The sequence below is a fragment of the Proluteimonas luteida genome (assembly GCF_021191695.1).
Classification (GTDB): domain Bacteria; phylum Pseudomonadota; class Gammaproteobacteria; order Xanthomonadales; family Xanthomonadaceae; genus Luteimonas; species Luteimonas luteida.
In genome coordinates this window covers 154457-177005 of sequence record NZ_JAIWPT010000009.1, presented here as the reverse complement: position 1 = coordinate 177005, position 22549 = coordinate 154457, and the positions used below count along the sequence as shown (strand labels likewise).

Annotated in this window: 24 protein-coding genes and 1 tRNA gene; 22 read left to right on the top strand and 3 right to left on the bottom strand. The window is 69.8% G+C overall.

Going from position 1 to position 22549, the window contains the following annotated elements; genetic code table 11:
• Window positions 1-9: 9 nt before the first annotated feature.
• Together truA and LDO26_RS10045 are read left to right on the top strand one after the other, a co-directional pair.
• On the top strand, window positions 10-798 hold the full coding sequence (truA, locus tag LDO26_RS10050) for a tRNA pseudouridine(38-40) synthase TruA (protein WP_232130953.1): 789 nt from the start codon (window positions 10-12) through the stop codon (window positions 796-798).
• Window positions 795-1430, top strand: a complete 636-nt coding sequence (locus tag LDO26_RS10045; RefSeq protein ID WP_232130952.1) for a phosphoribosylanthranilate isomerase — start codon at window positions 795-797, stop codon at window positions 1428-1430. The genes truA and LDO26_RS10045 overlap by 4 nt, the downstream gene beginning before the upstream one ends.
• Before the next feature lie 120 nt (window positions 1431-1550).
• Here the strand turns inward: LDO26_RS10045 and LDO26_RS10040 are convergent, their stop codons facing one another.
• Window positions 1551-2444 carry a LysR family transcriptional regulator gene (locus LDO26_RS10040; protein ID WP_232130951.1) on the bottom strand — a complete coding sequence of 298 codons (894 nt, stop codon included), beginning with the start codon at window positions 2442-2444 and terminating at the stop codon, window positions 1551-1553.
• 101 nt (window positions 2445-2545) lie between these two features.
• Here LDO26_RS10040 and trpB point away from each other — a divergent pair, with 101 nt between their 5' ends.
• The 6 genes from trpB (at window position 2546) to LDO26_RS10010 (ending at window position 8784) form a co-directional block, all read left to right on the top strand.
• Entirely contained in the window at window positions 2546-3775 is a 1230-nt protein-coding gene (gene trpB / locus LDO26_RS10035) for a tryptophan synthase subunit beta (protein WP_232130950.1), read from the top strand.
• Between the two features lie 128 nt (window positions 3776-3903).
• Complete coding sequence (locus tag LDO26_RS10030; protein ID WP_232130949.1) at window positions 3904-4512, top strand: hypothetical protein; 609 nt, start codon at window positions 3904-3906, stop codon at window positions 4510-4512.
• A 115-nt stretch (window positions 4513-4627) separates the two neighbouring features.
• Entirely contained in the window at window positions 4628-5434 is an 807-nt protein-coding gene (gene trpA, locus LDO26_RS10025; RefSeq protein ID WP_232130948.1) for a tryptophan synthase subunit alpha, read from the top strand.
• A 117-nt stretch (window positions 5435-5551) separates the two neighbouring features.
• A complete protein-coding gene (gene accD, locus LDO26_RS10020; RefSeq protein ID WP_232130947.1) occupies window positions 5552-6451 on the top strand; it encodes an acetyl-CoA carboxylase, carboxyltransferase subunit beta in 900 nt (299 codons plus the stop codon).
• Window positions 6452-6464: 13 nt separating this feature from the next.
• Window positions 6465-7814, top strand: a complete 1350-nt coding sequence (glmM, locus tag LDO26_RS10015) for a phosphoglucosamine mutase (RefSeq protein WP_232130946.1) — start codon at window positions 6465-6467, stop codon at window positions 7812-7814.
• A gap of 16 nt (window positions 7815-7830) precedes the next feature.
• Entirely contained in the window at window positions 7831-8784 is a 954-nt protein-coding gene (locus LDO26_RS10010) for an isopenicillin N synthase family dioxygenase (RefSeq protein ID WP_232130945.1), read from the top strand.
• 110 nt (window positions 8785-8894) lie between these two features.
• On the opposite strand, the gene LDO26_RS10005 is transcribed toward LDO26_RS10010, so the two are convergent.
• Window positions 8895-9605, bottom strand: a complete 711-nt coding sequence (locus LDO26_RS10005) for a DUF481 domain-containing protein (RefSeq protein WP_232130944.1) — start codon at window positions 9603-9605, stop codon at window positions 8895-8897.
• 255 nt (window positions 9606-9860) lie between these two features.
• Window positions 9861-10670, bottom strand: a complete 810-nt coding sequence (locus LDO26_RS10000) for an SDR family NAD(P)-dependent oxidoreductase (RefSeq protein WP_232130943.1) — start codon at window positions 10668-10670, stop codon at window positions 9861-9863.
• A 127-nt stretch (window positions 10671-10797) separates the two neighbouring features.
• On the opposite strand from LDO26_RS10000, the gene tpiA reads away from it, so the two are divergent.
• The 14 genes from tpiA (at window position 10798) to nuoK (ending at window position 22503) form a co-directional block, all read left to right on the top strand.
• On the top strand, window positions 10798-11547 hold the full coding sequence (gene tpiA / locus LDO26_RS09995) for a triose-phosphate isomerase (RefSeq protein ID WP_232130942.1): 750 nt from the start codon (window positions 10798-10800) through the stop codon (window positions 11545-11547).
• 62 nt (window positions 11548-11609) lie between these two features.
• On the top strand, window positions 11610-12044 hold the full coding sequence (gene secG / locus LDO26_RS09990; protein ID WP_232130941.1) for a preprotein translocase subunit SecG: 435 nt from the start codon (window positions 11610-11612) through the stop codon (window positions 12042-12044).
• 83 nt (window positions 12045-12127) lie between these two features.
• Window positions 12128-12212 (top strand) — tRNA-Leu (locus tag LDO26_RS09985).
• 346 nt (window positions 12213-12558) lie between these two features.
• Complete coding sequence (locus LDO26_RS09980; protein WP_047136245.1) at window positions 12559-12915, top strand: NADH-quinone oxidoreductase subunit A; 357 nt, start codon at window positions 12559-12561, stop codon at window positions 12913-12915.
• Window positions 12906-13484, top strand: a complete 579-nt coding sequence (locus LDO26_RS09975) for a NuoB/complex I 20 kDa subunit family protein (RefSeq protein WP_232130940.1) — start codon at window positions 12906-12908, stop codon at window positions 13482-13484. Before LDO26_RS09980 ends, LDO26_RS09975 begins: the two co-directional genes overlap by 10 nt.
• The gene (locus tag LDO26_RS09970; protein WP_232130939.1) at window positions 13477-14253 is read left to right on the top strand and encodes an NADH-quinone oxidoreductase subunit C; all 777 of its coding nucleotides are present in this window, start codon (window positions 13477-13479) and stop codon (window positions 14251-14253) included. The genes LDO26_RS09975 and LDO26_RS09970 overlap by 8 nt, the downstream gene beginning before the upstream one ends.
• 5 nt (window positions 14254-14258) lie before the next feature.
• Complete coding sequence (locus LDO26_RS09965) at window positions 14259-15566, top strand: NADH-quinone oxidoreductase subunit D (RefSeq protein ID WP_232130963.1); 1308 nt, start codon at window positions 14259-14261, stop codon at window positions 15564-15566.
• 115 nt (window positions 15567-15681) lie between these two features.
• Window positions 15682-16209, top strand: coding sequence for an NADH-quinone oxidoreductase subunit NuoE (gene nuoE, locus LDO26_RS09960; RefSeq protein WP_232130938.1), 528 nt, complete (start codon window positions 15682-15684; stop codon window positions 16207-16209).
• Window positions 16210-16224: 15 nt separating this feature from the next.
• On the top strand, window positions 16225-17592 hold the full coding sequence (nuoF, locus tag LDO26_RS09955; RefSeq protein ID WP_232130937.1) for an NADH-quinone oxidoreductase subunit NuoF: 1368 nt from the start codon (window positions 16225-16227) through the stop codon (window positions 17590-17592).
• A gap of 79 nt (window positions 17593-17671) precedes the next feature.
• Window positions 17672-19903: an NADH-quinone oxidoreductase subunit NuoG gene (nuoG, locus tag LDO26_RS09950; protein ID WP_232130936.1), complete on the top strand. Its 2232-nt coding sequence runs from the start codon at window positions 17672-17674 to the stop codon at window positions 19901-19903.
• On the top strand, window positions 19900-21015 hold the full coding sequence (gene nuoH, locus LDO26_RS09945; RefSeq protein ID WP_232130935.1) for an NADH-quinone oxidoreductase subunit NuoH: 1116 nt from the start codon (window positions 19900-19902) through the stop codon (window positions 21013-21015). The genes nuoG and nuoH overlap by 4 nt, the downstream gene beginning before the upstream one ends.
• Window positions 21015-21503 (top strand): NADH-quinone oxidoreductase subunit NuoI, encoded by a 489-nt coding sequence (nuoI, locus tag LDO26_RS09940; RefSeq protein ID WP_232130934.1) that lies wholly within the window; start codon window positions 21015-21017, stop codon window positions 21501-21503. The genes nuoH and nuoI overlap by 1 nt, the downstream gene beginning before the upstream one ends.
• 20 nt (window positions 21504-21523) lie before the next feature.
• Complete coding sequence (locus LDO26_RS09935) at window positions 21524-22180, top strand: NADH-quinone oxidoreductase subunit J (RefSeq protein WP_232130933.1); 657 nt, start codon at window positions 21524-21526, stop codon at window positions 22178-22180.
• Complete coding sequence (nuoK, locus tag LDO26_RS09930; protein WP_232130932.1) at window positions 22177-22503, top strand: NADH-quinone oxidoreductase subunit NuoK; 327 nt, start codon at window positions 22177-22179, stop codon at window positions 22501-22503. The genes LDO26_RS09935 and nuoK overlap by 4 nt, the downstream gene beginning before the upstream one ends.
• The last annotated feature ends 46 nt before the right edge of the window (window positions 22504-22549 follow it).

Genomic DNA, 22549 nt, shown 5'->3' with positions numbered 1-22549 from the left:
TCCGTGCCGATGCGGGTCGCGCTGGGCGTCGAGTACGACGGCAACGGATTTCTCGGCTGGCAGCGGCTGAGCAAGGCCGGCGAGGGCGGCACCGAATCGGTCCAGGCGGCGCTGGAAACGGCGCTGTCGCGGGTGGCCGACCATCCGGTCGCGACCACCTGTTCCGGCCGCACCGATGCCGGCGTGCACGCGCGCTGCCAGGTCGTGCATTTCGATACCGACGCGCGGCGCAGCCCGCGCGCGTGGACGCTGGGCGCCACCACCCACCTGCCGCCGCAGGTGTGCGTGCGCTGGGCGCAGGCGGTGCCGGACGACTTCAACGCGCGCTTCTCGGCGCGCGCGCGCCAGTACCGCTACCGCATCCTCAACCGCGCGGTGCGGCCCGCGCTGCAGCGCCAGTACCTGTCCTGGGAACTGCGTCCGCTCGATGCCGGGGCGATGCACCGCGCCGCGCAGGCGCTGCTCGGCGAACAGGATTTCTCCGCGTTCCGCACCGTGCACTGCCAGGCGCCGCATGCGCGTCGCGACCTGCAGCGGATCTCGGTGCGGCGCGTCGACGACGAGGTCGTCGTCGAGGTGCAGGCCAATGCCTTCCTGCACCACATGGTCCGCAACATCGTCGGCTCGCTGCTGGAGATCGGTGCCGGCGCGCGGGCCGAGGGCTGGATGGCCGAGCTGCTGGCCGGCCGCGACCGCAGCGTCGCCGGCCCGACCGCGCCGGCCGCCGGGCTGCTGTTCCTCGGGCCGCTGTATCCGCCAGAATGGGCGCTGCCGGCCGAAGTGACGCTGCCGGCATGAGCACGGCAGCGGCCACGCGCATCAAGTTCTGCGGCCTGACCCGGCGCGAGGATATCGAACACGCGGCCCGGCTCGGCGTCGACCACGTCGGCTTCGTGTTCGCCGCGCGCAGCCCGCGGCGGTTGCCCCTGGACGCGGCGCGCGCGCTGCGCGCTGCGGTGCCGGCACGGGTCGGACTGGTCGCGCTGGTGATGGACACGCCGGCCGACGAGGTCGCCGCGGTCGTCGACGCGGTCGCGCCCGACGTGTTGCAGTTCCATGGCCGCGAGGACGACGAATTCTGCGCCGGCTTCGGCCTGCCGTACTGGAAGGCGGTCGCGATGGGCGGCGATCCGGCGCGCGCGCTGGCGTCGCTGGACGGGTTCCCCGGCGCGGCGGCGTTCCTGTTCGATGGCCACGCGGCCGGCGAACCCGGCGGCGGCGGCGTGCGCTTCGACTGGACGCGGCTGCCGGCCACGCTCGACCGGCCGTTCTGGCTCGCCGGCGGGCTCGATGCCGGCAACGTCGCGACCGCGATCGCGGCCGCGCACCCGGCCGGGGTCGACGTTTCCAGCGGGATCGAATCGGCGCCCGGCATCAAGGACGCGGCACGCATGCGCGCGTTCGTCGATGCCGTGCGCCGCATCGTGTAGGGCGGTCTCGACACGCCATTGGCCCGCTGTCGTGGCCCGTCATTCCCTCGCGCGGGACAACGGCAGTCCGCCCCGCGGGATCGCGGGGGCGCGTACAGCCCGGCCGCCGGCCCATCCGGATCAGGCCTGCGCGAGCTGCCCGGCCAGCCAGTCGGCGAGCGTGTCGAAGCGCCCGTCCGCGCCTGCCCCTTGCGTGCACAGGCACCAGTGCGCGCCGGTGCCGACGAAGCCCCAAGGCGCGGCCAGGCGGCCGGCGTCGATGTCGTCGGCGACCAGCTGGGCCGGCGCGATCGCGACGCCGAGTCCGGACGCCGCCGCTTCGAGCAGGTAGTACAGGTGCTCGAACCCGGTGCCCATGCGCAGGCCGGCGGGATCCAGGCCTTGGCGCGCGGCCCACTGCGGCCAGGCCTGCGGGCGCGAGGCAGTATGCAGCAGCGGTTCCTGCAGCAGGGCGTCGGCGGGCGCGTGCGCGAGCGCATCGAACCGCGGATGGCGCGGACTCAGCACCGGACCGATGCGCTCGTCGGCCAGCGTGCGCACCCGCCAGCCGGGCGGCCACGGCGGCTGGCCGATCAGCAGCGCGGCGTCCAGGTCCGGCAGCGCAGGATCGAAGTCGCCCTCGTGCGCGGACAGGTGCAGGCGCAGGCCGGGCAGGTCGCGTGCCAGCCGGTCCAGCCGCGGGATCACCCAGCGCGCCAGCAGGCTGCCCGGGCAGCCCAGCACCAGCGCCTGCGGGGTCGCGTCCCGGCGCAGCGCACGCACGCTGGCCTGCAGCTGCGCGAACGCGCTGCCGGCCGCGTCGCGCAGGCGTTCCCCGGCGGGGGTCAGGCGCACGCCACGGCCGTCGCGCTGGAACAGCGGCAGGTCCAGATGCGCTTCCAGCGCCTTGATCTGGCGGCTGACCGCGCCGTGGGTGACGTGCAGTTCGGCCGCGGCGCGGCCGATGCTGCCCAGCCGCGCCGCCGCCTCGAAGGCGCGCAGGGCTGTCAGCGGGGGCAGGCGCTCGTTGCTCATGTGTGAATTATTCTCACGAATCTCGGCGGAATGCTCGCTTATCGCGACGCGACCCGTGCGCTAGAGTGCAGGCCCCCAGCAGCCCCGGCCGCCACCCCGCCATGTCCGCGATTCCCGTTTCCGAGCACGTTCCCGACTACCACGCCTTTCCGGACGCGTCCGGCCATTTCGGCCGCCATGGCGGCCGTTTCGTCGCCGAGACCCTGATCGGGCCGCTGGAGGAACTGGCCGCCGCCTACGATGCGGCGCGGGTCGATCCGGCCTTCGTCGCCGCCTTCGACAAGGACCTCAAGCACTACGTGGGCCGGCCCAGCCCGATCTACCACGCCGAGCGCCTGAGCCGGGAGACGGGCGGTGCGCAGATCCTGCTCAAGCGCGAGGACCTCAACCACACCGGCGCGCACAAGATCAACAACACCATCGGCCAGGCGCTGCTGGCCAGCCGCATGGGCAAGACCCGGATCATCGCCGAGACCGGCGCCGGCCAGCACGGCGTCGCCAGCGCCACCGTCGCCACCCGGCTCGGCCTGGAATGCGTGGTCTACATGGGCGCCACCGACATCGAGCGGCAGAAGGCCAACGTCTACCGGATGCGGCTGCTGGGCGCGACCGTGGTGCCGGTGACGTCGGGCTCGGCAACGCTCAAGGACGCGCTCAACGAGGCGATGCGCGACTGGGTGACCAATGTCCGGGACACGTTCTACATCATCGGCACCGTCGCCGGCCCGGACCCGTACCCGCGCATGGTCCGCGACTTCAACGCCGTGGTCGGGCGCGAGGCGCGCGCGCAGATGCTGGAGGACTACGGCCGCCTGCCGGACGCGATCACCGCCTGCGTCGGCGGCGGCAGCAACGCCATCGGCCTGTTCCACGCGTTCCTCAACGATCCGGGGGTGCGCATCGTCGGCGCCGAGGCCGCGGGCGACGGCATCGACACCGGCCGCCATGCCGCGTCGCTGGCCGCCGGCCGGGTCGGCGTGCTGCACGGCAACCGCACCTACGTGATCTGCGACGACGACGGCCAGATCATCGAGACCCATTCGATTTCCGCCGGCCTCGACTATCCCGGCGTCGGCCCCGAGCACGCCTTCCTCAAGGACAGCGGCCGCGCCGAGTACGTCGGCGTGACCGACGAGGAGGCACTGGCCGCGTTCCACCTGCTCACGCGCACCGAGGGCATCCTGCCGGCGCTCGAATCCAGCCACGCGGTGGCCCAGGCGATCAAGCTGGCCCGCGAACTGCCCAGGGACGCGCTGGTGCTGTGCAACCTGTCCGGCCGTGGCGACAAGGACGTGCATACCATCGCCGCGCGCGAGGGGATCGTGCTGTGAGAACCTGTTCACGATCCCCGAAACGGCCCGCGTGGCCGCTGCGCGGCCACCCTTCGGGCCGCGCCTGCCGACGCACAGGGCGGCGTCATCGCCCGGTCGCGTATCGACATACGCTCCCTCGCTCTTCCTTGCCCTGCGCGCCAGCAAGCACGGCGCGACCCATCGGAGATCGTGAACAGGTTCTGAGGGCACTGCTGCTCGGGCTGGCCCTGCTGTGCGCCGGCTGCGCGGACCGCGCCGAAGCGCCGGCGTTCGCGACCGCCCCCAACGACGCTGCGCCACCCGCGCACACCATCGTGGTGCTGGACGCGCCCGACCGGATCGGCGACGCGGTCGTTGGCGCGCACTTCGATCCCGCCACCGATGCCGGCTGGATCGACGAGGGGCAGCACCCCGAAACCGATTGCGGCTACTTCAGCGGCGGCCCGTTGCCGGCCGGCGTGCAGATGATGGTGGCCGATGGCCGGATCCAGCGTTTCGAACTGTACGACCCGGACCTGCCGCTGGCCGGCCCGTTCGGCCTGCGTCCGGGGATCTCGCAGGATGCCGCGCTGGCGGCGATGCCTGCCTCCACGGCCAGCACGCCGCACGAATACGGCGATGCGAACGACGTGTACCTGACCTGGCGCGACCCGCAGCGCGGCATCGGCGTGCGCGCCGAAGTGGTCGGCGAGACCGTGGAATCGGTGTTCTGGGGCGGCGCCGACGCCATCCAGCTGGTCGAGAGCTGCTCGTGAGCCGGATCCGCGCGCTTCCCGGGCCGATGCCGACCGCCGGCCCGCCTCCACCGCCCATGTTTCCCGTTGTCCGCGCGGTCACGGCCGCGTCCGCAAGCCACAGGTGCCCGCTGCCATGACCCGTCTCGATGCCGCTTTCGCCCGCCTGTCCACGGCCGGCCGCAAGGCCCTGATTCCCTTCGTCACCGCCGGTGATCCCTCGCTGGAGGCCACGGTGCCGGTGATGCACGCGCTGGTCGCGGCCGGCGCCGACGTCATCGAACTCGGGGTGCCGTTCTCCGACCCGATGGCCGACGGACCGACGATCCAGCGCAGCTCCGAGCGCGCGCTGGCGCGGGGCGCGGGCATGCGCTGGGTGCTGGACGCGGTGCGCCGGTTCCGCGACGGCGACGCCGCCACGCCGGTGGTGCTGATGGGCTACCTGAACCCGATCGAGATCCGCGGCGCCGAAGGCTTCGCCCGCGATGCCGCCGCCGCCGGCGTCGACGGGGTGCTGCTGGTCGACCTGCCGCCGGAGGAGTCGGCGGCATTCCGCGATGCGTTCGCCGCGCACGGCATCGCGCTGATCCTGCTGGCCTCGCCGACCACGCCCGAGGCACGCATGCAGCGACTGTGCCGCGACGCGCAGGGCTATCTGTACTACGTCAGTTTCGCCGGCGTGACCGGTGCCTCCGACCGCCTGGACACCGCCGCGGCCTCCACGCGGCTGCGTGCGCTGCGGGCAGCCGGCCGGGTGCCGGTCGTGGCCGGCTTCGGCATCCGCGATGCCGCCAGCGCCGCGGCGATGGCCGTCGATGCCGACGGCGTGGTGGTCGGCAGCGCGCTGGTCGCCGCGCTCGACGGCGCGCCCGACGCCGCCGATGCGGCGGCCCGCGCCAGCGCGTTCCTGGCACCGCTGCGCGCCGCGCTCGACGGCGGCTGAATGCCCGGGAACCGCGTCGTGGCGCGGTTCCCGGCGCGAACCGGCATGCCGCCAACGGCCGGTGAGCTACACTTCCGCGATTCAGGCCCGGCTGGGCCGCAGGAGAACTGAGACGACATGTCCTGGTTGCAGAAGATCATGCCGCCGCGCATCCGCACCGACTCGGCCGCGGTCAAGAAGCGCAGCGTCCCGGAGGGCCTGTGGGAGAAGTGCGAGCACTGCGGCGCCGTGCTCTACGGCCCGGAGCTGGAGGAGAACCTCGAGGTCTGCCCCAAGTGCGGTTTCCATCGTGCGATCCGCGCCCGCGCGCGGCTGAAGGCGTTCCTCGATGCCGGGTCCGGCGAGGAGATCGCCGCCGACCTGGGGCCGACCGACGTGCTCAAGTTCAAGGACCAGAAGAAGTACTCCGACCGGATCAAGGCCGCGCAGCGCGCCACCGGCGAGCGCGACACGCTGATCGCGATGCAGGGCCTGCTGAAGCAGCGGCCGATCGTGGCCTGCGCGATGGATTTCGCCTACATGGGCGGCTCGATGGGATCGGTCGGCGGCGAGAAGTTCGCGCTGGCCGGCGAGCGTGCACTGGCGCTGGGCGCGCCGTTCGTCAGCTTCGCCGCCAGCGGCGGCATGCGCATGCAGGAAAGCATGTTCTCGCTGCTGCAGATGGCCAAGACCTCGGCCGTGCTCGGCCGCCTGCGCGACGCAGGCCTGCCGTACATCTCGGTGCTGACCAACCCGACGTTCGGCGGCGCCTCGGCCTCGTTCGCGATGCTGGGCGACGTCAACATCGCCGAGCCCGGGGCGCTGATCGGCTTCGCCGGCCCGCGCGTCATCGAGCAGACCGTGCGCGAGACCCTGCCGGAGGGCTTCCAGCGTTCGGAGTTCCTGCTCGAGCACGGCGCGATCGACCAGGTCTGCGACCGCCGTGAACTGCGCGACCGGATCGCCCGCCTGACCGCGATGATGCTGCGCCAGCCGCAGGTCGAGGCCGCGCCGGCCGTCGCCGCCACGGCGGCCTGATCCCGGAGCCTCGATGAGCAGAAAGTATTTCGGCACCGACGGCATCCGCGGCCGTGTCGGCGAGGGCGCGATCTCCGCCGACTTCGTGCTGCGCCTGGGCAATGCCTACGGCCACGCGCTGCGTTCGCGCGCCGGCGACTGGCGCAAGCCGCAGGTCGTGATCGGCAAGGACACGCGGATCTCCAACTACATGTTCGAGGCCGCGCTGGAAGCCGGGCTGGTCGCCGCCGGCGTCGACGTGCAGCTGATGGGCCCGATGCCGACCCCGGCGGTCGCGCACCTGACCCGTTCGCTCGGCGCCGACGGCGGCATCGTGATCTCGGCCTCGCACAACCCGCACTACGACAACGGCATCAAGTTCTTCTCCGCGCACGGCGAGAAGCTCGACGACGCGACCGAACTGGCGATCGAAGCCGCGCTCGAGTCGCCGTTCCGCACCGTCGAGTCGGAACGCCTGGGCAAGGCCGTGCGCACGCGCGACGCGGTCGGCCGCTACGTCGAGGCCTGCAAGGCCTCGGTCGCGCGCGATTTCGACCTCGGCGGCATGCGCATCGTGGTCGACTGCGCCAACGGCGCGACCTACCAGGTCGGCCCGATCGTGCTGCGCGAGCTCGGCGCCCAGGTGGAGGTGATCGGCGCCGAGCCCAACGGCCTGAACATCAACGAAGGCGTCGGCTCGACCCATCCCGAAACCCTGGCCGCGCGCGTGGCCCGGACCGGCGCGAACCTCGGCATCGCCTTCGACGGCGACGGCGACCGCGTGCTGTTCGTCGACAGCAACGGCAACGTGCGCGACGGCGACGACCTGCTGTACGTGCTGGCCTGCGATTGGCAGCAGACCGGCCGCTTGCACGGCCCGGTGGTCGGCACGCTGATGAGCAACTTCGGCCTGGAGCGTGCGTTCGGCGAGGCCGGCATCGGTTTCCTGCGCGCCCGGGTCGGCGACCGCTACGTGCACCAGGCGCTGCTCGAGCACGGCGGCATCCTCGGCGGCGAGACTTCCGGCCACCTGCTGTGCCTGGACCGCGCGACCACCGGCGACGGCATCATCAGCGCGCTGCAGGTGCTCGAAGTGCTGCGCCGCCGCGGCCTCAGCCTGCAGGAGGCGCTGCACGGCCTGTCGAAGGTGCCGCAGAAGACCGTCAACGTGCGCTACATCGGCGCCGCGCGGCCGAGCGAGGCGCCCGCCGTGCAGGCCGCGCTGGCGACCGCGCAGGCGGCGGTGCAGGGGCGGGGGCGCGCGTTCCTGCGGCCGTCCGGCACCGAGCCCGTGGTCCGCGTGACCGTGGAGGCCGACGACGACGCGCTGATGCAATCCACCCTCGACCAGCTGGCCGACGCCGTACGCGCGGCCGCCGCCTGATTCCAAGGACACCCTCATGACCGCACGCATCCCGACCCTGGACATCCGCCGCTTCACCGATCCCGTCGACAGCGCCGACCGCGACGCCTTCGTCGCCGAGCTCGGCAACGCCTACCGCGAATGGGGCTTCGCCGGCATCAACGGCCACGGCATCCCGCAGCCGCAGATCGACGCCGCCTACGACGTGTTCAAGGCGTTCTTCGCGCTGCCGGAAGAGACCAAGAAGAAGTACCACGTCCCCGGCAGCGGCGGTGCGCGCGGCTACACCGCGTTCGGCGTGGAGACCGCGAAGGGCGCGCAGCATTTCGACCTCAAGGAGTTCTGGCACATCGGCCGCGAGATCCCGGACGACTCGAAGTACCGCGACGTGATGCCGCCGAACCTGTGGCCGGACGAGGTGCCCGTTTTCCGCGAGCACGGCTACGGCCTGTACCAGACGCTCGACGCGCTGGGCTCGCGGGTGCTGTCGGCGCTGGCGCTGCACATCGGCCTGCCGGAGGACTGGTTCGCCGACAAGACCGACAGCGGCAACTCGATCCTGCGGCCGATCCACTATCCGCCGATCACCGCCGACGACATCCCCAACGTGCGCGCCGGCGCGCACGAGGACATCAACCTGATCACCCTGCTGGTCGGCGCCAGCGCCGCCGGGCTGGAAGTGCGCTCGCACGACGGGGAGTGGGTGCCGTTCACCGCCGACGAGGACACCATCGTCGTCAACATCGGCGACATGCTGCAGCGCCTGACCAACCACGTGTATCCGTCGACCACCCACCGGGTCGTCAACCCGCCGGGCGAGGCCGCGCGCCAGCCGCGCTACTCGGTGCCGTTCTTCCTGCATCCGAACCCGGACTTCCTGATCGACGTGCTGCCCTCGACGGTCACCGCCGACAACCCCAGCCGCTATCCCGAGCCGATCACCGCGCAGGGCTACCTGGACGAGCGGCTGCGCGAGATCAAGTTGAAGTGAGGGGGGGGCAGGGGCCAGGGGCCCGCGGAACTCCGGCAAACTGATTTCCTGCGCTGCCGGGACATTCCCGATACCGGTGCGGATCGGGAACCCCTCTGGCCCCTGATCCCTCAGAATCCGTACACCACATTGACCGTGGTCAGCGTGTCCGTGCGCTTGCTGTCGTCGGTGACCTCGGTGTTGTGGCGCACCTCGAAACCGGCCTTCAGCGCCAGCGCGTCGGTCATCTTCACTTCCACGCCGAAATCGTTGCGCACGAAGGTGTTGTCGGCGCCGGACTCGACCAGCAGGATGTCGTACAGGCGCGTGGTCGCGGTCAGCTGGTGGCTGAAGTCCATGAAGCCGCGGGCAACGGCCTCGTTGTGGTGCACGCGTACGTCCTGGTCCTTGGCCCAGCGGTAGCCGGGGCCGATCTCGAACACCAGCTTCGTCTCCTCGCGCATGATCGCCTCGAAGCCGTAGCCGCCGGCGAGCGTGCTCTGGTACTCGTTGGTGCTGAACTGGTCGCGCTCGTTGCGGCCGGACCCGAACACGTAGCTGCGCGCGCCCAGCCGATAGCCGCTGGAGCCGCCCAGCTCGTAGCGGCGCGCGGTCTTGACGTCGTCGCTCTTGCCGTACAGGAACGCCACGTTGACCGCGTGCTTCCAGGTTTCGTCCTCGCGTCCAAGCGCCAGCTTGCCCACCAGCGTCTCGCTGTCGGTGTTGCCCTTGGAGATGGCAAGGCCGAGTTCGCCGCTGCCGCTCCAGCCGTCGTCGGCGGCGCAGGCGAGGGTGGGGGACAGCGCGGCGGCGGCCAGCGCGAGGGGAAGCAGATGACGCATTTCGGGACTCCAGTGGTGAGGGGGATGAAAAAAGACGGCTTTCAGCCGAAGTGGGGTCACTTCCCCAGGTGGCAGGCCGCAGAGAAAAATCGCCGGGAGCGATTTTGGACATCGCGCCAGCGATGGCCCGGGGTGGCCGCCATGGACGGTGGACCACACAAAAAAAACCGGCCGAAGCCGGGATGAATGCGTATTTTGTGATGGATGCCGCGTTGCGGCAACCCGTGGCCCGTGCCCGCGGGCGTCGGCCGGTCCTCAATCGATCGGCCGGATCCTGCGCGAGTTCTTCGCCATGCGCCGCAGCAGGAACGTATCCGGCAGGTGCCGGGTGAGCGCATGCAGCAGCCGGTAGCGCCAGCCGGGAACGACCACGACGCGGCTGCCGCGCTCCAGCGCATCGAGCCCGGTCTCGGCGACGTCGTCGGCATCGAGCCACATCCATGGCGGCAGCTTCGACATCGCCGCGCGCGTGCCGGTGACATCGTGGAACTCCGACCAGGTGAAACCGGGGCACAGCGCGACCACGCGCACGCCGGCGTCGGCGTTCTCCAGCGACAGCGCCTCGCTGAACTTGACCAGATAGCCCTTGGCCGGGGCGTACAGGGTCTGGCCGTCGGCGGACGGCATCAGCGCGGCGAACGAGGCGATGTTGAGGATGCGGCCGTGTCCGGACGCGCGGATCATCGGCAACAGGCGCCAGGTCAGCTCGCTGACCGCGGTCACCATGACCTGCAGGAAGCGCGCGTGGGCGGCCCAGTCGCTGGCCAGGTAGCGTCCGGGCAGGCCGTAGCCGGCATTGTTGACCAGCAACCGCAGCTGCAGGCCGCGCTGGTCGATCGCCGCCTGCAGCGCCGCCGGTGCGCCGGGGTCGGCCAGGTCGATGGCGATCACGACCACCTCGACCTGGCCGCGCAGTTCGTCGGCCAGTGCCTCCAGGCGTTCGAGCCGGCGCGCGGTCAGGACCAGCGGAATGCCGCGCCGTGCGCAGCCGCGCGCGATCGCCGCGCCGATGCCGCTCGACGCGCCGGTGATCAGCGCCCATCCCGGTCGGGGCTGGTCGGTCATCGTCTTCTCCGATGCCCGCGGTGGCGGGGGTCGCGCCAGCGTAGCCGATCGCCGCGACCGCGCGGCGGCTGCCCGGCAGCGGACGGCAGGCTAGAATCAGCGGCCTCCCGTCTTTCGAAGGACCGCCATGCGCCCACGCATCGTCGCCGGCAACTGGAAGCTGCACGGCAGCCGCACGTTCGCCACCGAGCTCGTTTCCCGCGTCGCCGAGGACCTGCCCGACGGGGTCGAGGTGGTGATCCTGCCGCCGCTGCCGTACCTGGGCGATCTGGTCGAGGATTTCGAGGACAGCCGGATCGAATTCGGCGCGCAGGACGTCAGCAGCAACCAGGAAGGCGCGTATACCGGCGAGGTCTCGGCGCGGATGCTGGTCGACGTCGGCGCGCACTTCGGGCTGGTCGGCCATTCCGAGCGGCGCCAGTACCACAACGAGAGCAGCGAGCACGTCGCCCGCAAGTTCCTGGCGGCGGTCAATGCCGGCCTGCGCCCGATCCTGTGCGTCGGCGAGACCCTGCAGCAGCGCGAGGCAGGGCTGACCGAGGGCACCATCGCCTCGCAGCTGCGCCCGGTGCTCGACTTGGTGACCGCGGCCGCGTTCGCCGGCGCCGCCGTGGCCTACGAGCCGGTCTGGGCGATCGGCACCGGGCGCACCGCCACGCCGGAACAGGCCCAGGCGGTGCACGCCTTCATCCGTAGCGAAGTGGCCGCCAGGGATGCTAATATCGCCGATTCGTTGCCGATCCTGTACGGCGGCAGCGTCAAGCCCGACAATGCGGCGGCGCTGTTCGCGCAGCCGGATATCGACGGCGGACTGATCGGCGGCGCTTCGCTGGTGGCCGGCGATTTCCTCGCCATTGCCAAGGCCGCAGCGCGCTGACGCCGGCAGTCGCGGCCAGCCCCGACACTCCACACCGAAACCGTTCCAGAGCGCCCACGCCCATGCTGCTGATCCTCAACATCCTGTTCGTCATCATCGCGATTTCGATGGTCGCGCTGATCCTGATGCAGCGCGGCGCGGGCGCGCAGGCCGGCTCCGGGTTCGGCGGCGGCGCCTCGGCGACGGTGTTCGGCGCGCGCGGCTCGTCGAACTTCCTGACCAAGGCCACCAAGTGGCTGGCGGTCTCGTTCTTCGCCGTCACCCTGTTCATGGCCTGGTACGCGATGCATCGCGCCAATCCCAACGCCATGGACATGGACCTGGGCGTGATGTCGTCGCAATCGCAGGTGCCGGCCGCGCCTGCGGCGCCCGAAGCGCAGAATGCGGTACCTGCCGCGCCCGACGCCGTGCAGGCGCCGGCCGCCGGCGCGGTGCCCGAGGCGCCGGTCGAGGAAAGTGCGCCGGCGACCACGCCGGAGGCTCCCCAGGCCGATTGATCCGGCTATAATGCGCGGCCCCGCGGGGCGCCGGTTCCAGCGGTATCGGTTCCGGGCGTGAGCTTCAGGGAATACGAAAAATTGCCCAGGTGGCGGAATTGGTAGACGCACTACCTTGAGGTGGTAGCGGCTTAGGTCGTGGGGGTTCGAGTCCCCCCTTGGGCACCATCTGCAACATCGCACCCGCCGGTGCGCGCTGTATCCGAAGCCCCGCGAAAGCGGGGCTTTCGCGTTGCGGGATGGCGGCCCGCGCGGTGCGTTCGCGGATGCGGATCGTTCGCGTACGCGTTGCGGCCGCAGTGCAGGCACGCGCAGTGCCGATGTGATCGATCGCGGCCCGGTAATCGTTTACTGATCAGTTCTGTAACCGTACAATTGCGCGGATTCAGACGGGCCTGCCGGCGTGCCGGCCGACTGCCTGGAGCGTGTTGCGGAACGTCCGCGTTCCGAGTGCGGCGTCATCGACGCCGAGCCAAGGCCGCATCATGCGGCGAGTAGCCGAGAGAACATCCGAGTGCTGGCCGAATATCTGCCGACCCTGCTGTTCCTGATCGTTGCCACGGGGATCGGCATTGCCTTGCTGGTCATTGGCAACCTGCTCGGGCCCAAGCGCCCGTCGCTGGAAAAGCTGTCGCCCTACGAGTGCGGATTCGAGGCATTCGAGGACGCGCGCATGCAGTTCGACGTGCGCTACTACCTGATCGCGATCCAGTTCATCGTCTTCGACCTGGAAATCATCTTCATCGTGCCCTGGGCCACCGTATTCCGCGAACTCGGCGTGCTCGGCCTGATCGAGATGGGCATCTTCGCCGGCATGCTGCTGCTCGGCTTCATCTACGTGTGGAAGAAGGGAGCGCTGGAATGGGAGTGAACCAGACCGTCGCGCGCCTGATGAACAACCCGCTGCCGGAAGGCCGGGTCGACGACATCCTGCGTCCGGAAGGCGAGAACCCGCTGCTCGAGCGCGGCTTCGTCACCACCAGTTCCGACGTGCTGCTGAACTGGGCGCGCACCGGCTCGATGTGGCCGATGACCTTCGGTCTGGCCTGCTGCGCGGTCGAGATGATGCACGCCGGCGCGGCACGCCTGGATCTCGACCGCTACGGCGTGGTGTTCCGCCCGTCCCCGCGGCAGTCGGACGTGATGATCGTCGCCGGCACCCTGGTCAACAAGATGGCGCCGGCGCTGCGCAAGGTCTACGACCAGATGCCCGACCCTAAGTGGGTCATCTCGATGGGCAGCTGCGCCAACGGCGGCGGCTACTACCACTACTCGTATTCGGTGGTGCGCGGCTGCGACCGCATCGTGCCGGTCGACGTCTACGTGCCGGGCTGCCCGCCGACCGCCGAGGCGCTGGTCTACGGCATCCTGCAGCTGCAGAAGAAGATCCGCCGCGCGACCAACTTCGGCGACAACAAGACGGGGCTGCGCGATGCGTGATCACCCTGTCCGCGAATCGGCCACCGATTTCTCCGCCCGCCTGCGCGCGCGCTTCGCCGATGCCGACGTCGCGGTGTCGCTGCCGCGCGGCGAGATGTTCCTCACCACCGCCGGCGACTGGCTGGAGACCTGCCGCGCGCTGCGCGACGAGTTCGGCTTCGAGTCGCTGATCGACGTCTGTGGCGTCGACTACCTCGGCCACGGCAGCGACGAGTGGGACACCGACGTGTCCTCGGAGGGCTTCAGCCGTGGTGTCGAAGGCCGCGGTCCGGGTCGCTTCCGCTACGGCGAGCGGCCCAGCCAGCAGCTGGCCGAGCCCGAGGGCGAGGGCGCGATCCCGGTGCCGGCACGCCGCTTCGCCGCGGTCGCGCAACTGCTGTCGGTGCGCCACAACCAGCGCCTGACCGTGAAGTGCTTCGCGCCCAGCGACGACCTGCCGCTGGTATCGTCGCTGACCGATGTGTGGCCGGTCGCCAACTGGTTCGAGCGCGAGACCTTCGATTTGTTCGGCATCATCTTCGAAGGCCATCCGGACCTGCGTCGCATCCTCACCGACTACGGTTTCGTCGGCCATCCGTTCCGCAAGGATTTCCCGCTGATCGGCAACGTCGAGGTCCGCTACGACGCCGAGCGCAAGCGCGTGGTCTACGAGCCGGTGACCTCGGTCGAGCCGCGCGTCGGCGTGCCGCGCGTGATCCGTGACGATGCGCGCTACGCCACCGCCAGCGGCGAGCAGGCGGCGCGCAAGGCAGAGGAGGCCGCCAAGTGAGCGCCGTGCCCACCACTTCGCTGCATCGCGCCAATGCCACCCCCGAGGCGGGCGCGCTGAAGCAGGAAATCCGCAACTACACCTTCAACTTCGGTCCCCAGCATCCGGCCGCGCACGGCGTGCTGCGCCTGATCCTGGAGATGGACGGCGAGGTCGTGCAGCGCGCCGATCCGCACATCGGCCTGCTGCATCGCGGCACCGAGAAGCTGGCCGAGTCCAAGCCGTTCAACCAGTCGATCGGCTACATGGACCGCCTCGACTACGTGTCGATGATGTGCAACGAGCACGCCTACGTGCGCGCGATCGAGACCCTGATGGGCATCGAGGCGCCGGCGCGCGCGCAGTGGATCCGCACGCTGTTCGACGAGATCACCCGCATCCTCAACCACCTGATGTGGGTCGGCTCCAACGGCCTCGACCTCGGTGCGATGGCGGTGATGCTCTACGCGTTCCGCGAGCGCGAGGAGCTGATGGACTGCTACGAGGCGGTCAGCGGCGCGCGCATGCACGCGGCCTACTACCGACCCGGCGGCGTCTACCGCGACCTGCCGGACCGCATGCCGCAGTACCGGGAATCGCCGTGGCGCAAGGGCGCCAAGCTCAAGCGCTTCAACGCCTGGCGCGAGGGCTCGATGCTCGACTACCTCGAGGCGTTCGCGAAGGATTTCCCCAGCCGCGTCGACGAATACGAGACGCTGCTCACCGACAACCGCATCTGGAAGCAGCGCACCGTCGGCATCGGCGTGATCCCGCCCGAGCAGGCGCTGGCCTGGGGCATGAGCGGGCCGATGCTGCGCGGCTCCGGCATCGAGTGGGACCTGCGCAAGAACCGCCCGTACGCGAAGTATGCCGAGGTCGATTTCGACATCGCCGTCGGCGTCCAGGGCGACTGCTACGACCGCTACCTGGTCCGCATGTTCGAGATGCGCCAGTCGGCGCGGATCATCGAGCAGTGCGTGGCCTGGCTCAAGGCCAACCCCGGCCCGGTCATGCTCGACAACTACAAGGTGTCGCCACCGTCGCGCGAGTCGATGAAGGACGACATGGAAGCGCTGATCCACCACTTCAAGCTGTTCACCGAGGGCTACTGCGTGCCCGCCGGCGAGACCTACAGCGCGGTCGAGGCGCCGAAGGGCGAGTTCGGCTGCTACCTGGTCTCCGACGGCGCCAACAAGCCGTTCCGCGTGCATCTGCGCGCCCCCGGCTTCGCGCATCTCTCGTCGATGGACGCGATCACGCGCGGGCACATGCTGTCCGACGTCGTGGCGATGATCGGCACCTATGACATCGTGTTCGGAGAGGTCGACCGATGATCAGGGGACAGGGACCAGAGGCCAGAGGTCAGGGGCGGCGCAGCCCCGACCCGCTGCGGACTGTCGCTTTTCCCTGGCCCCAGGCCCCAGGCCTCCGGCCCCTGCGAGTAGAGTCATGAAAGCAACCGGCAATTTCGAGAACGCCCGCAACGTCGACCCGCTGGTGGTGCTCAGCGACGAGACCCGCGCGCACATCGACCACTGGCTGACCAAGTTCCCGCCCGACCGCAAGCGTTCGGCGGTGTTGCAGGGCCTGCACGCCGCACAGCAGCAGAACGGCGGCTGGCTGACCGACGAGCTGATCGCCGGCGTCGCCCGCTACCTCGACCTGCCGCCAGTGTGGGCCTACGAGGTCGCGACGTTCTACTCGATGTTCGAGACCGAGAAGGTCGGCCGCAACAACGTCGCCTTCTGCACCAACATCAGCTGCTGGCTCAACGGCGCCGAGGACCTGGTCGCGCACGCCGAGAAGAAGCTCGGCTGCAGGCTCGGCGAATCCACCGCCGACGGCCGCGTCTACCTCAAGCGCGAGGAAGAGTGCGTCGCCGCGTGCTGCGGCGCGCCGGTCGTGGTCATCAACGGTCATTACCACGAGAAGCTCACGCCCGAGGGCGTCGACGAGCTGCTCGACGGTCTGAAGTAAGGCGAACGCGCGGACATGGCACATCACCATCCCCATGCTTCCGAAGGTTACGGCCCCGTCGGGCCGGCGCCGAAGGAGCACCAGGCGGTCTACACCACGCTGCATTTCGACAAGCCCTGGTCGTACGAGAACTATCTCAAGACCGGTGGCTACAGCGCGCTGCGCCGGATCCTCGAAGAGAAGATCCCGCCGGCCGACGTCGTCGAGATGGTCAAGCAGTCGGGCCTGCGCGGTCGCGGCGGCGCGGGCTTCCCGACCGGCCTGAAGTGGAGCTTCATGCCCAAGGGCGAGATGCAGAAGTACATCCTCTGCAACTCGGACGAATCCGAACCGGGCACCGCCAAGGACCGCGACATCCTGCGCTACAACCCGCATGCGGTCATCGAGGGCATGGCGATCGCCTGCTACGCGACCGGCAGCGCGGTCGGCTACAACTACCTGCGCGGCGAGTTCCACCACGAGCCCTTCGAGCACCTGGAAGAAGCCACCGCCGAGGCCTATGCCAATGGCTGGCTGGGCAAGAACATCCTCGGCAGCGGCATCGACATCGACCTCTACAACGCGCTCGGCGCCGGCGCCTACATCTGCGGCGAGGAAACCGCGCTGATGGAGTCGCTGGAGGGCAAGAAGGGCCAGCCGCGCTTCAAGCCGCCGTTCCCCGCCAACTTCGGCCTGTACGGCAAGCCGACGACGATCAACAACACCGAGACCTTCGCCTCGGTGCCGGCGATCGTGCGCAACGGCGCCGAGTGGTTCATGAACCTCGGCAAGCCCAACAACGGCGGCTGCAAGATCTTCTCCGTCTCCGGCCACGTCGCGAAGCCGGGCAACCACGAGATCCGCCTCGGCACGCCGTTCGCGGAGCTGCTGGAGCTGTGCGGCGGCATGCGCGACGGCCGTGCGATCAAGGCGGTGATCCCGGGCGGTTCCTCGATGAAGGTGCTGCCGGGCGAGACCATGATGGGCCTGACGATGGACTACGACGCGCTGCAGAAGGCCGGCTCCGGCCTCGGCTCGGGCGCGGTCATCGTCATGGACGAGACCACCTGCATGGTGCGCGCCTGCCAGCGCATCGCGCGCTTCTACTTCAAGGAAAGCTGCGGCCAGTGCACGCCGTGCCGCGAAGGGACCGGCTGGATGTACCGCATGCTGACCCGCATCGTCGAGAAGCAGGCCACGCTCGAGGACCTGCAGATGCTGCGCGCCGCCGCAGGCCAGATCGAGGGCCACACCATCTGCGCGTTCGGCGAGGCCGCCGCGTGGCCGGTGCAGGGGTTCCTTCACCATTTCTGGGACGAGTTCGAGTACGCGATCGTCAACCAGCGTTTCCTGGTCGACGACCAGCGCGACGGCACCGTGGTGTCGAAGGCGGTGGCGGCATGAGCGTGATGCAGAGGCCGGAGGCCAGAGGCCAGAGGCCGGAAACCGCAGTTGCACTTCCCCTGGCCTCGGGAGCGCAGCCATGAGTGCCCAGCCCGTCAATCCGAACCTGCCGCCCGACCACGTCACCGTCTTCATCGACGGCGTCGAGCTGGCCGCGCCCAAGGGCTCGATGATCATCCAGGCCGCCGACAAGGCCGGCATTCCGATCCCGCGCTTCTGCTACCACGACAAGCTGGCGATCGCGGCGAACTGCCGCATGTGCCTGGTCGAGGTGGAGAAGATGCCCAAGCCGGCGCCGGCCTGCGCCACGCCGGTGATGGACGGCATGAAGGTCGTCACCCGCAGCGAGAAGGCGCTGAAGTCGCAGCGCAACGTGATGGAGTTCCTGCTGATCAACCATCCGCTCGACTGCCCGATCTGCGACCAGGGCGGCGAGTGCGAACTGCAGGACCTGTCGCTGGGCTATGGCCGCTCGGTCAGCCGTTTCGCCGAGCGCAAGCGCGTGGTGCCCGACGAGGACCTCGGGCCGCTGGTCGCCACCGAGATGACCCGCTGCATCCAGTGCACGCGCTGCGTCCGCTTCACCGCGGACATCGCCGGCACCTACGAGCTGGGCGGCATGCAGCGCGGCGAGAACCTGCAGATCGGCACGTTCGACGGCAAGCCGTTGACCACCGAGCTGTCGGGCAACGTCATCGACGTGTGCCCGGTCGGCGCGCTGACCAACAAGGTGTTCCGCTTCCGCGCCCGTCCCTGGGAACTGATCGCGCGCGAGTCGCTCGGCGGCCACGACGCGCTCGGCAGCAACCTGTTCCTGCATCTGCGCCGCGGCGACGTGATGCGCGCGGTGCCGCGCGACAACGAAGCCGTCAACGAATGCTGGCTGTCGGACCGCGACCGTTATTCGCACCAGGGCCTGTCGGCCGACGACCGTGCGCTGCGTCCGCTGGTCAAGGAGTCGGGCGAGTGGCGCGAGGCCTCGTGGGACGAGGCGCTGGCGCGTGTGGCGAAGATCCTGCGCGACAACCCGGCCGACGAGCTGGGCGTGCTGGTGCACCCGGCGACCTCGAACGAGGAGGGCGCGCTGCTCGCGCGCCTGGCCGATGCGCTGGGCTGCGGCAACCTCGATCACCGCATCGCCCAGCGCGACCTGTCCGACGGTGCGGTCGCCGAGGCGTTCGCGATGCCGGTCGCCGAGCTCGACCGGGCCGATGCGATCGTCATCGTCGGCTCCAACCTGCGCCATGAAGTGCCGCTGCTGCACCAGCGCGTGCGCCAGGCGTGGAAGCGCGGCGCCAAGGTCTACGTGGTCAATCCGGTCGATTTCGACTTCACCTTCGACGTCGCCGGCAAGGCCATCGTGGCGCCGTCGCAGATGGCGGCGATGCTCGCCTCCGCCGGCCTGTCCAACGCGCTGGAAGGCACGCAGCATGCCGCGATCATCGTCGGCAACGTCGCCGAGGCGAGTGCGCACGCCGCGGAGATCCGCCGCGCCGCCGCTGCGCTGGCCGCATCGACCGGCGCCAGGCTGTGCCGTATCCCGCAGGGCGCCAACGCGCTGGGCCTGTCGCGCCATGGCGTGCTGCCGACCTCGCGCGACGCCAATGCGATGCTGGCCGACGGCCGCAGCGCCTACGTGATCTACGGCATCGAGCCGGGCCTGGACTTCGCCGACCAGGCGCAGGCGCTGCGTGCGCTCGGCGCGGCCCAGGTCGTGGCGTTCAGCCAGTTCGCCTGCGAGTCCACGCGCGCGGTCGCCGACGTGATCCTGCCGATCGGCGCGCTCGCCGAGATCGACGCCACCCTGACCAACCTCGACGGCCGCGACCAGCGCGCCGTTGCCGCCGGCAAGCTGCCCGGCGAGGCGCGTGCCGGCTGGCGCGTGCTGCGCGCACTGGGCGGCGAACTGGCCGTCCCCGGGTTCGCGTTCACCGACCTGGCCGGGCTGCGGGCCGGGCTGCAGCCGCGCACCGTCGATGTCGTGGTCTCCGCCGCACCGGCGGTGTCCGGCGACGGCCTTGAGCTCGCGGTCAGCCAGGCGATCTACCGCGTCGACGGCCTGACCCGTCGTGCCGCCGCGCTGCAGTCGCATCCGCTGACCCTCGGCCCGCGCATCGTGCTGCATCCCGACGATGCGGCCGCGGCCGGCGTCGCCGACGCGGCGATGGCGAAGGTTTCCAACGCGGCCGGCACCGCGACGCTGCAGGTCGCGGTCGACGACCGCGTCGGCAAGGGTGCGGCGTGGGTCGAATCGGGCTACGGCGCCACTGCGGCGCTTGCGGCCGGCAAGGTCGAGGTGGTGGCGGCATGAGTGTGACCAATACCGGCGTGACCAATACCGCGACGCTGCTCGGCGACGTCACCGCGCCGCTGTACGACTGGCTGATGTCGCTCGGCGCGATCGGCGTGATCCTGTGGATCGTGCTGAAGATCCTCGTCATCGCGATGCCGGTGATCATCGCCGTCGCGTTCTACGTGGTCTGGGAGCGCAAGCTGATCGGCTGGATGCACGTGCGCCACGGGCCGATGTACGTCGGCATGGGCATCCTCCAGGCGTTCGCCGACGTCTTCAAGCTGCTGTTCAAGGAAGTGATCCAGCCGACCAACGCGCAGCGCGTGCTGTACGTGCTGGCGCCGCTGATCACCCTGGCGCCGGCGTTCGCGGCCTGGGCGGTGGTGCCGTTCGATGCGCAGCTGGTGCTGTCCAACGCCAACGCCGGCCTGCTGTACCTGCTGGCGATGACCTCGCTGGGCATCTACGGCATCATCCTGGCCGGCTGGGCGTCGAACTCGAAGTACGCCTTCCTCGGCGCGATGCGCGCCTCGGCGCAGATGATCAGCTACGAGATCGCGATGGGCTTCGCGCTGGTCGGCGTGATGGTCGGCGCCGGCAGCCTGAACCTCAGCGAGATCGTCATGGCCCAGGCCGGCGGCAAGGGCCTGTTCGACTGGTTCTGGCTGCCGATGCTGCCGCTGTTCGTCATCTACTTCATCTCCGGCGTGGCCGAGACCAACCGCGCGCCGTTCGACGTCGTCGAGGGCGAGTCGGAGATCGTCGCCGGCCACATGGTCGAGTATTCGGGGTCGGCGTTCGCGCTGTTCTTCCTCGCCGAATACGCGAACATGATCCTGATCAGCTTCCTGACCGCGACCTTCTTCCTCGGCGGCTGGCTGTCGCCGTTCCAGGGCTGGTTCGACGGCGTGCCGGTGCTGCAATGGCTGGCGGTCGACGGCTGGTGGTGGCTGTTCGCCAAGGTGTTCTTCTTCGCCAGCTGCTTCATCTGGTTCCGCGCCTCGTTCCCGCGTTACCGCTACGACCAGATCATGCGGCTGGGCTGGAAGGTGTTCATCCCGATCAGCATCGGCTGGATCGTGGTGACGGCATTGATGGCGTATTTCGGCGTGTTCGAGGCAGGGCAGTGATGGGCAAGTTCTTCTCTTGGTTCAGGAGCCTGCTGCTGCTCGAGCTGCTCGGCGGCATGTGGCTGACGCTCAAGTATCTGTTCCGCGACAAGTACACGTTGATGTACCCGATGGAAAAGGTGCCGCAGTCGCCGCGTTTCCGCGGCCTGCACGCGTTGCGCCGCTATCCCAACGGCGAGGAGCGCTGCATCGCATGCAAGCTGTGCGAGGCCGTGTGCCCGGCGCTGGCGATCACCATCGATTCCGAGCAGCGCGCCGACGGCACCCGCCGCACCACGCGCTACGACATCGATCTGTTCAAGTGCATCTACTGCGGCTTCTGCGAGGAATCGTGCCCGGTCGACTCGATCGTCGAGACCCACCTGTACGAGTACCACTTCGAGAACCGCGGCGAGAACATCGTGACCAAGCCGCAGCTGCTGGCGATCGGCGACCGCCTCGAGTCCGAGATCGCGGAACGCCGCGCCGCAGACGCTTCATACCGATGATCCCCGGGTACAGGTAAACCATGGATTTCGCGCTCATTGCATTCCTCGTCTTCGCCGCGGTCACCGTGATGTCCGCGGTGGCGGTGATCAGTGCCCGCAATTCGGTGCACGCCGCGCTGTTCCTGGTGCTGACGTTCTTCAGCGTCGCCTGCACCTGGATCCTGGCCGGCGCCGAGTTCCTCGGCATCGCGCTCGTGCTGGTCTACGTCGGCGCGGTGATGGTGCTTTTCCTGTTCGTGGTGATGATGCTCGACATCGACGCCGAGCCGCTGCGCGAAGGCTACGTCCGCTACCTGCCGGTCGGCCTCGTGGTCGCGGTGGTGATGCTGGTCGAGATCCTGACCCTGATCGGCATCCGGGCGAGGATGACGCCGTTCGTGCCCGATCCGGTCGACGCCGCCGGCGTGTCCAACACCGTGTGGATCGCGCGCAGGCTGTTCACCGACTTCCTGCTGCCGTTCGAGATCGCCGCGGTGATCCTGACCGTCGCGGTCATCGCCGCGGTCATGCTGACGCTGCGCCGCCGGCCGGGCGCCAAGCACCAGAACCCCGGCGCGCAGGCGCGGGTCAGGGCAGGGGATCGCGTGCGCATCGTCAGCATGCAGGCCGAGCGCGCGCCGGACGAAACGTCGAAGGCGGCGCCGGGCGACGCCGCGGCCGAGGGAGAAGCGAAATGACCGAGCTGTTCGGCACGGGCCTGGCCCTGGGCCATTACCTGACGCTGGGCGCGGTGCTGTTCTGCATCAGCGTCGCCGGCATCTTTCTGAACCGGAAGAACGTGATCATCCTGCTGATGTCGATCGAGCTGATGCTGCTCGCGGTCAACATCAACTTTGTTGCGTTCTCGCGCGAGTTCGGCGACGCATCGGGGCAGATCTTCGTGTTCTTCATCCTGACCGTGGCCGCGGCCGAGGCCGCGATCGGCCTGGCGATCCTGGTCACGCTGTTCCGCAACCGGCGCACGATCGACGTCGCCGAACTCGACATGTTGAAGGGGTGAGCCGATGCGCTTGCGAGCCACTGGCTCGCGCATCGGCGAACGCCCG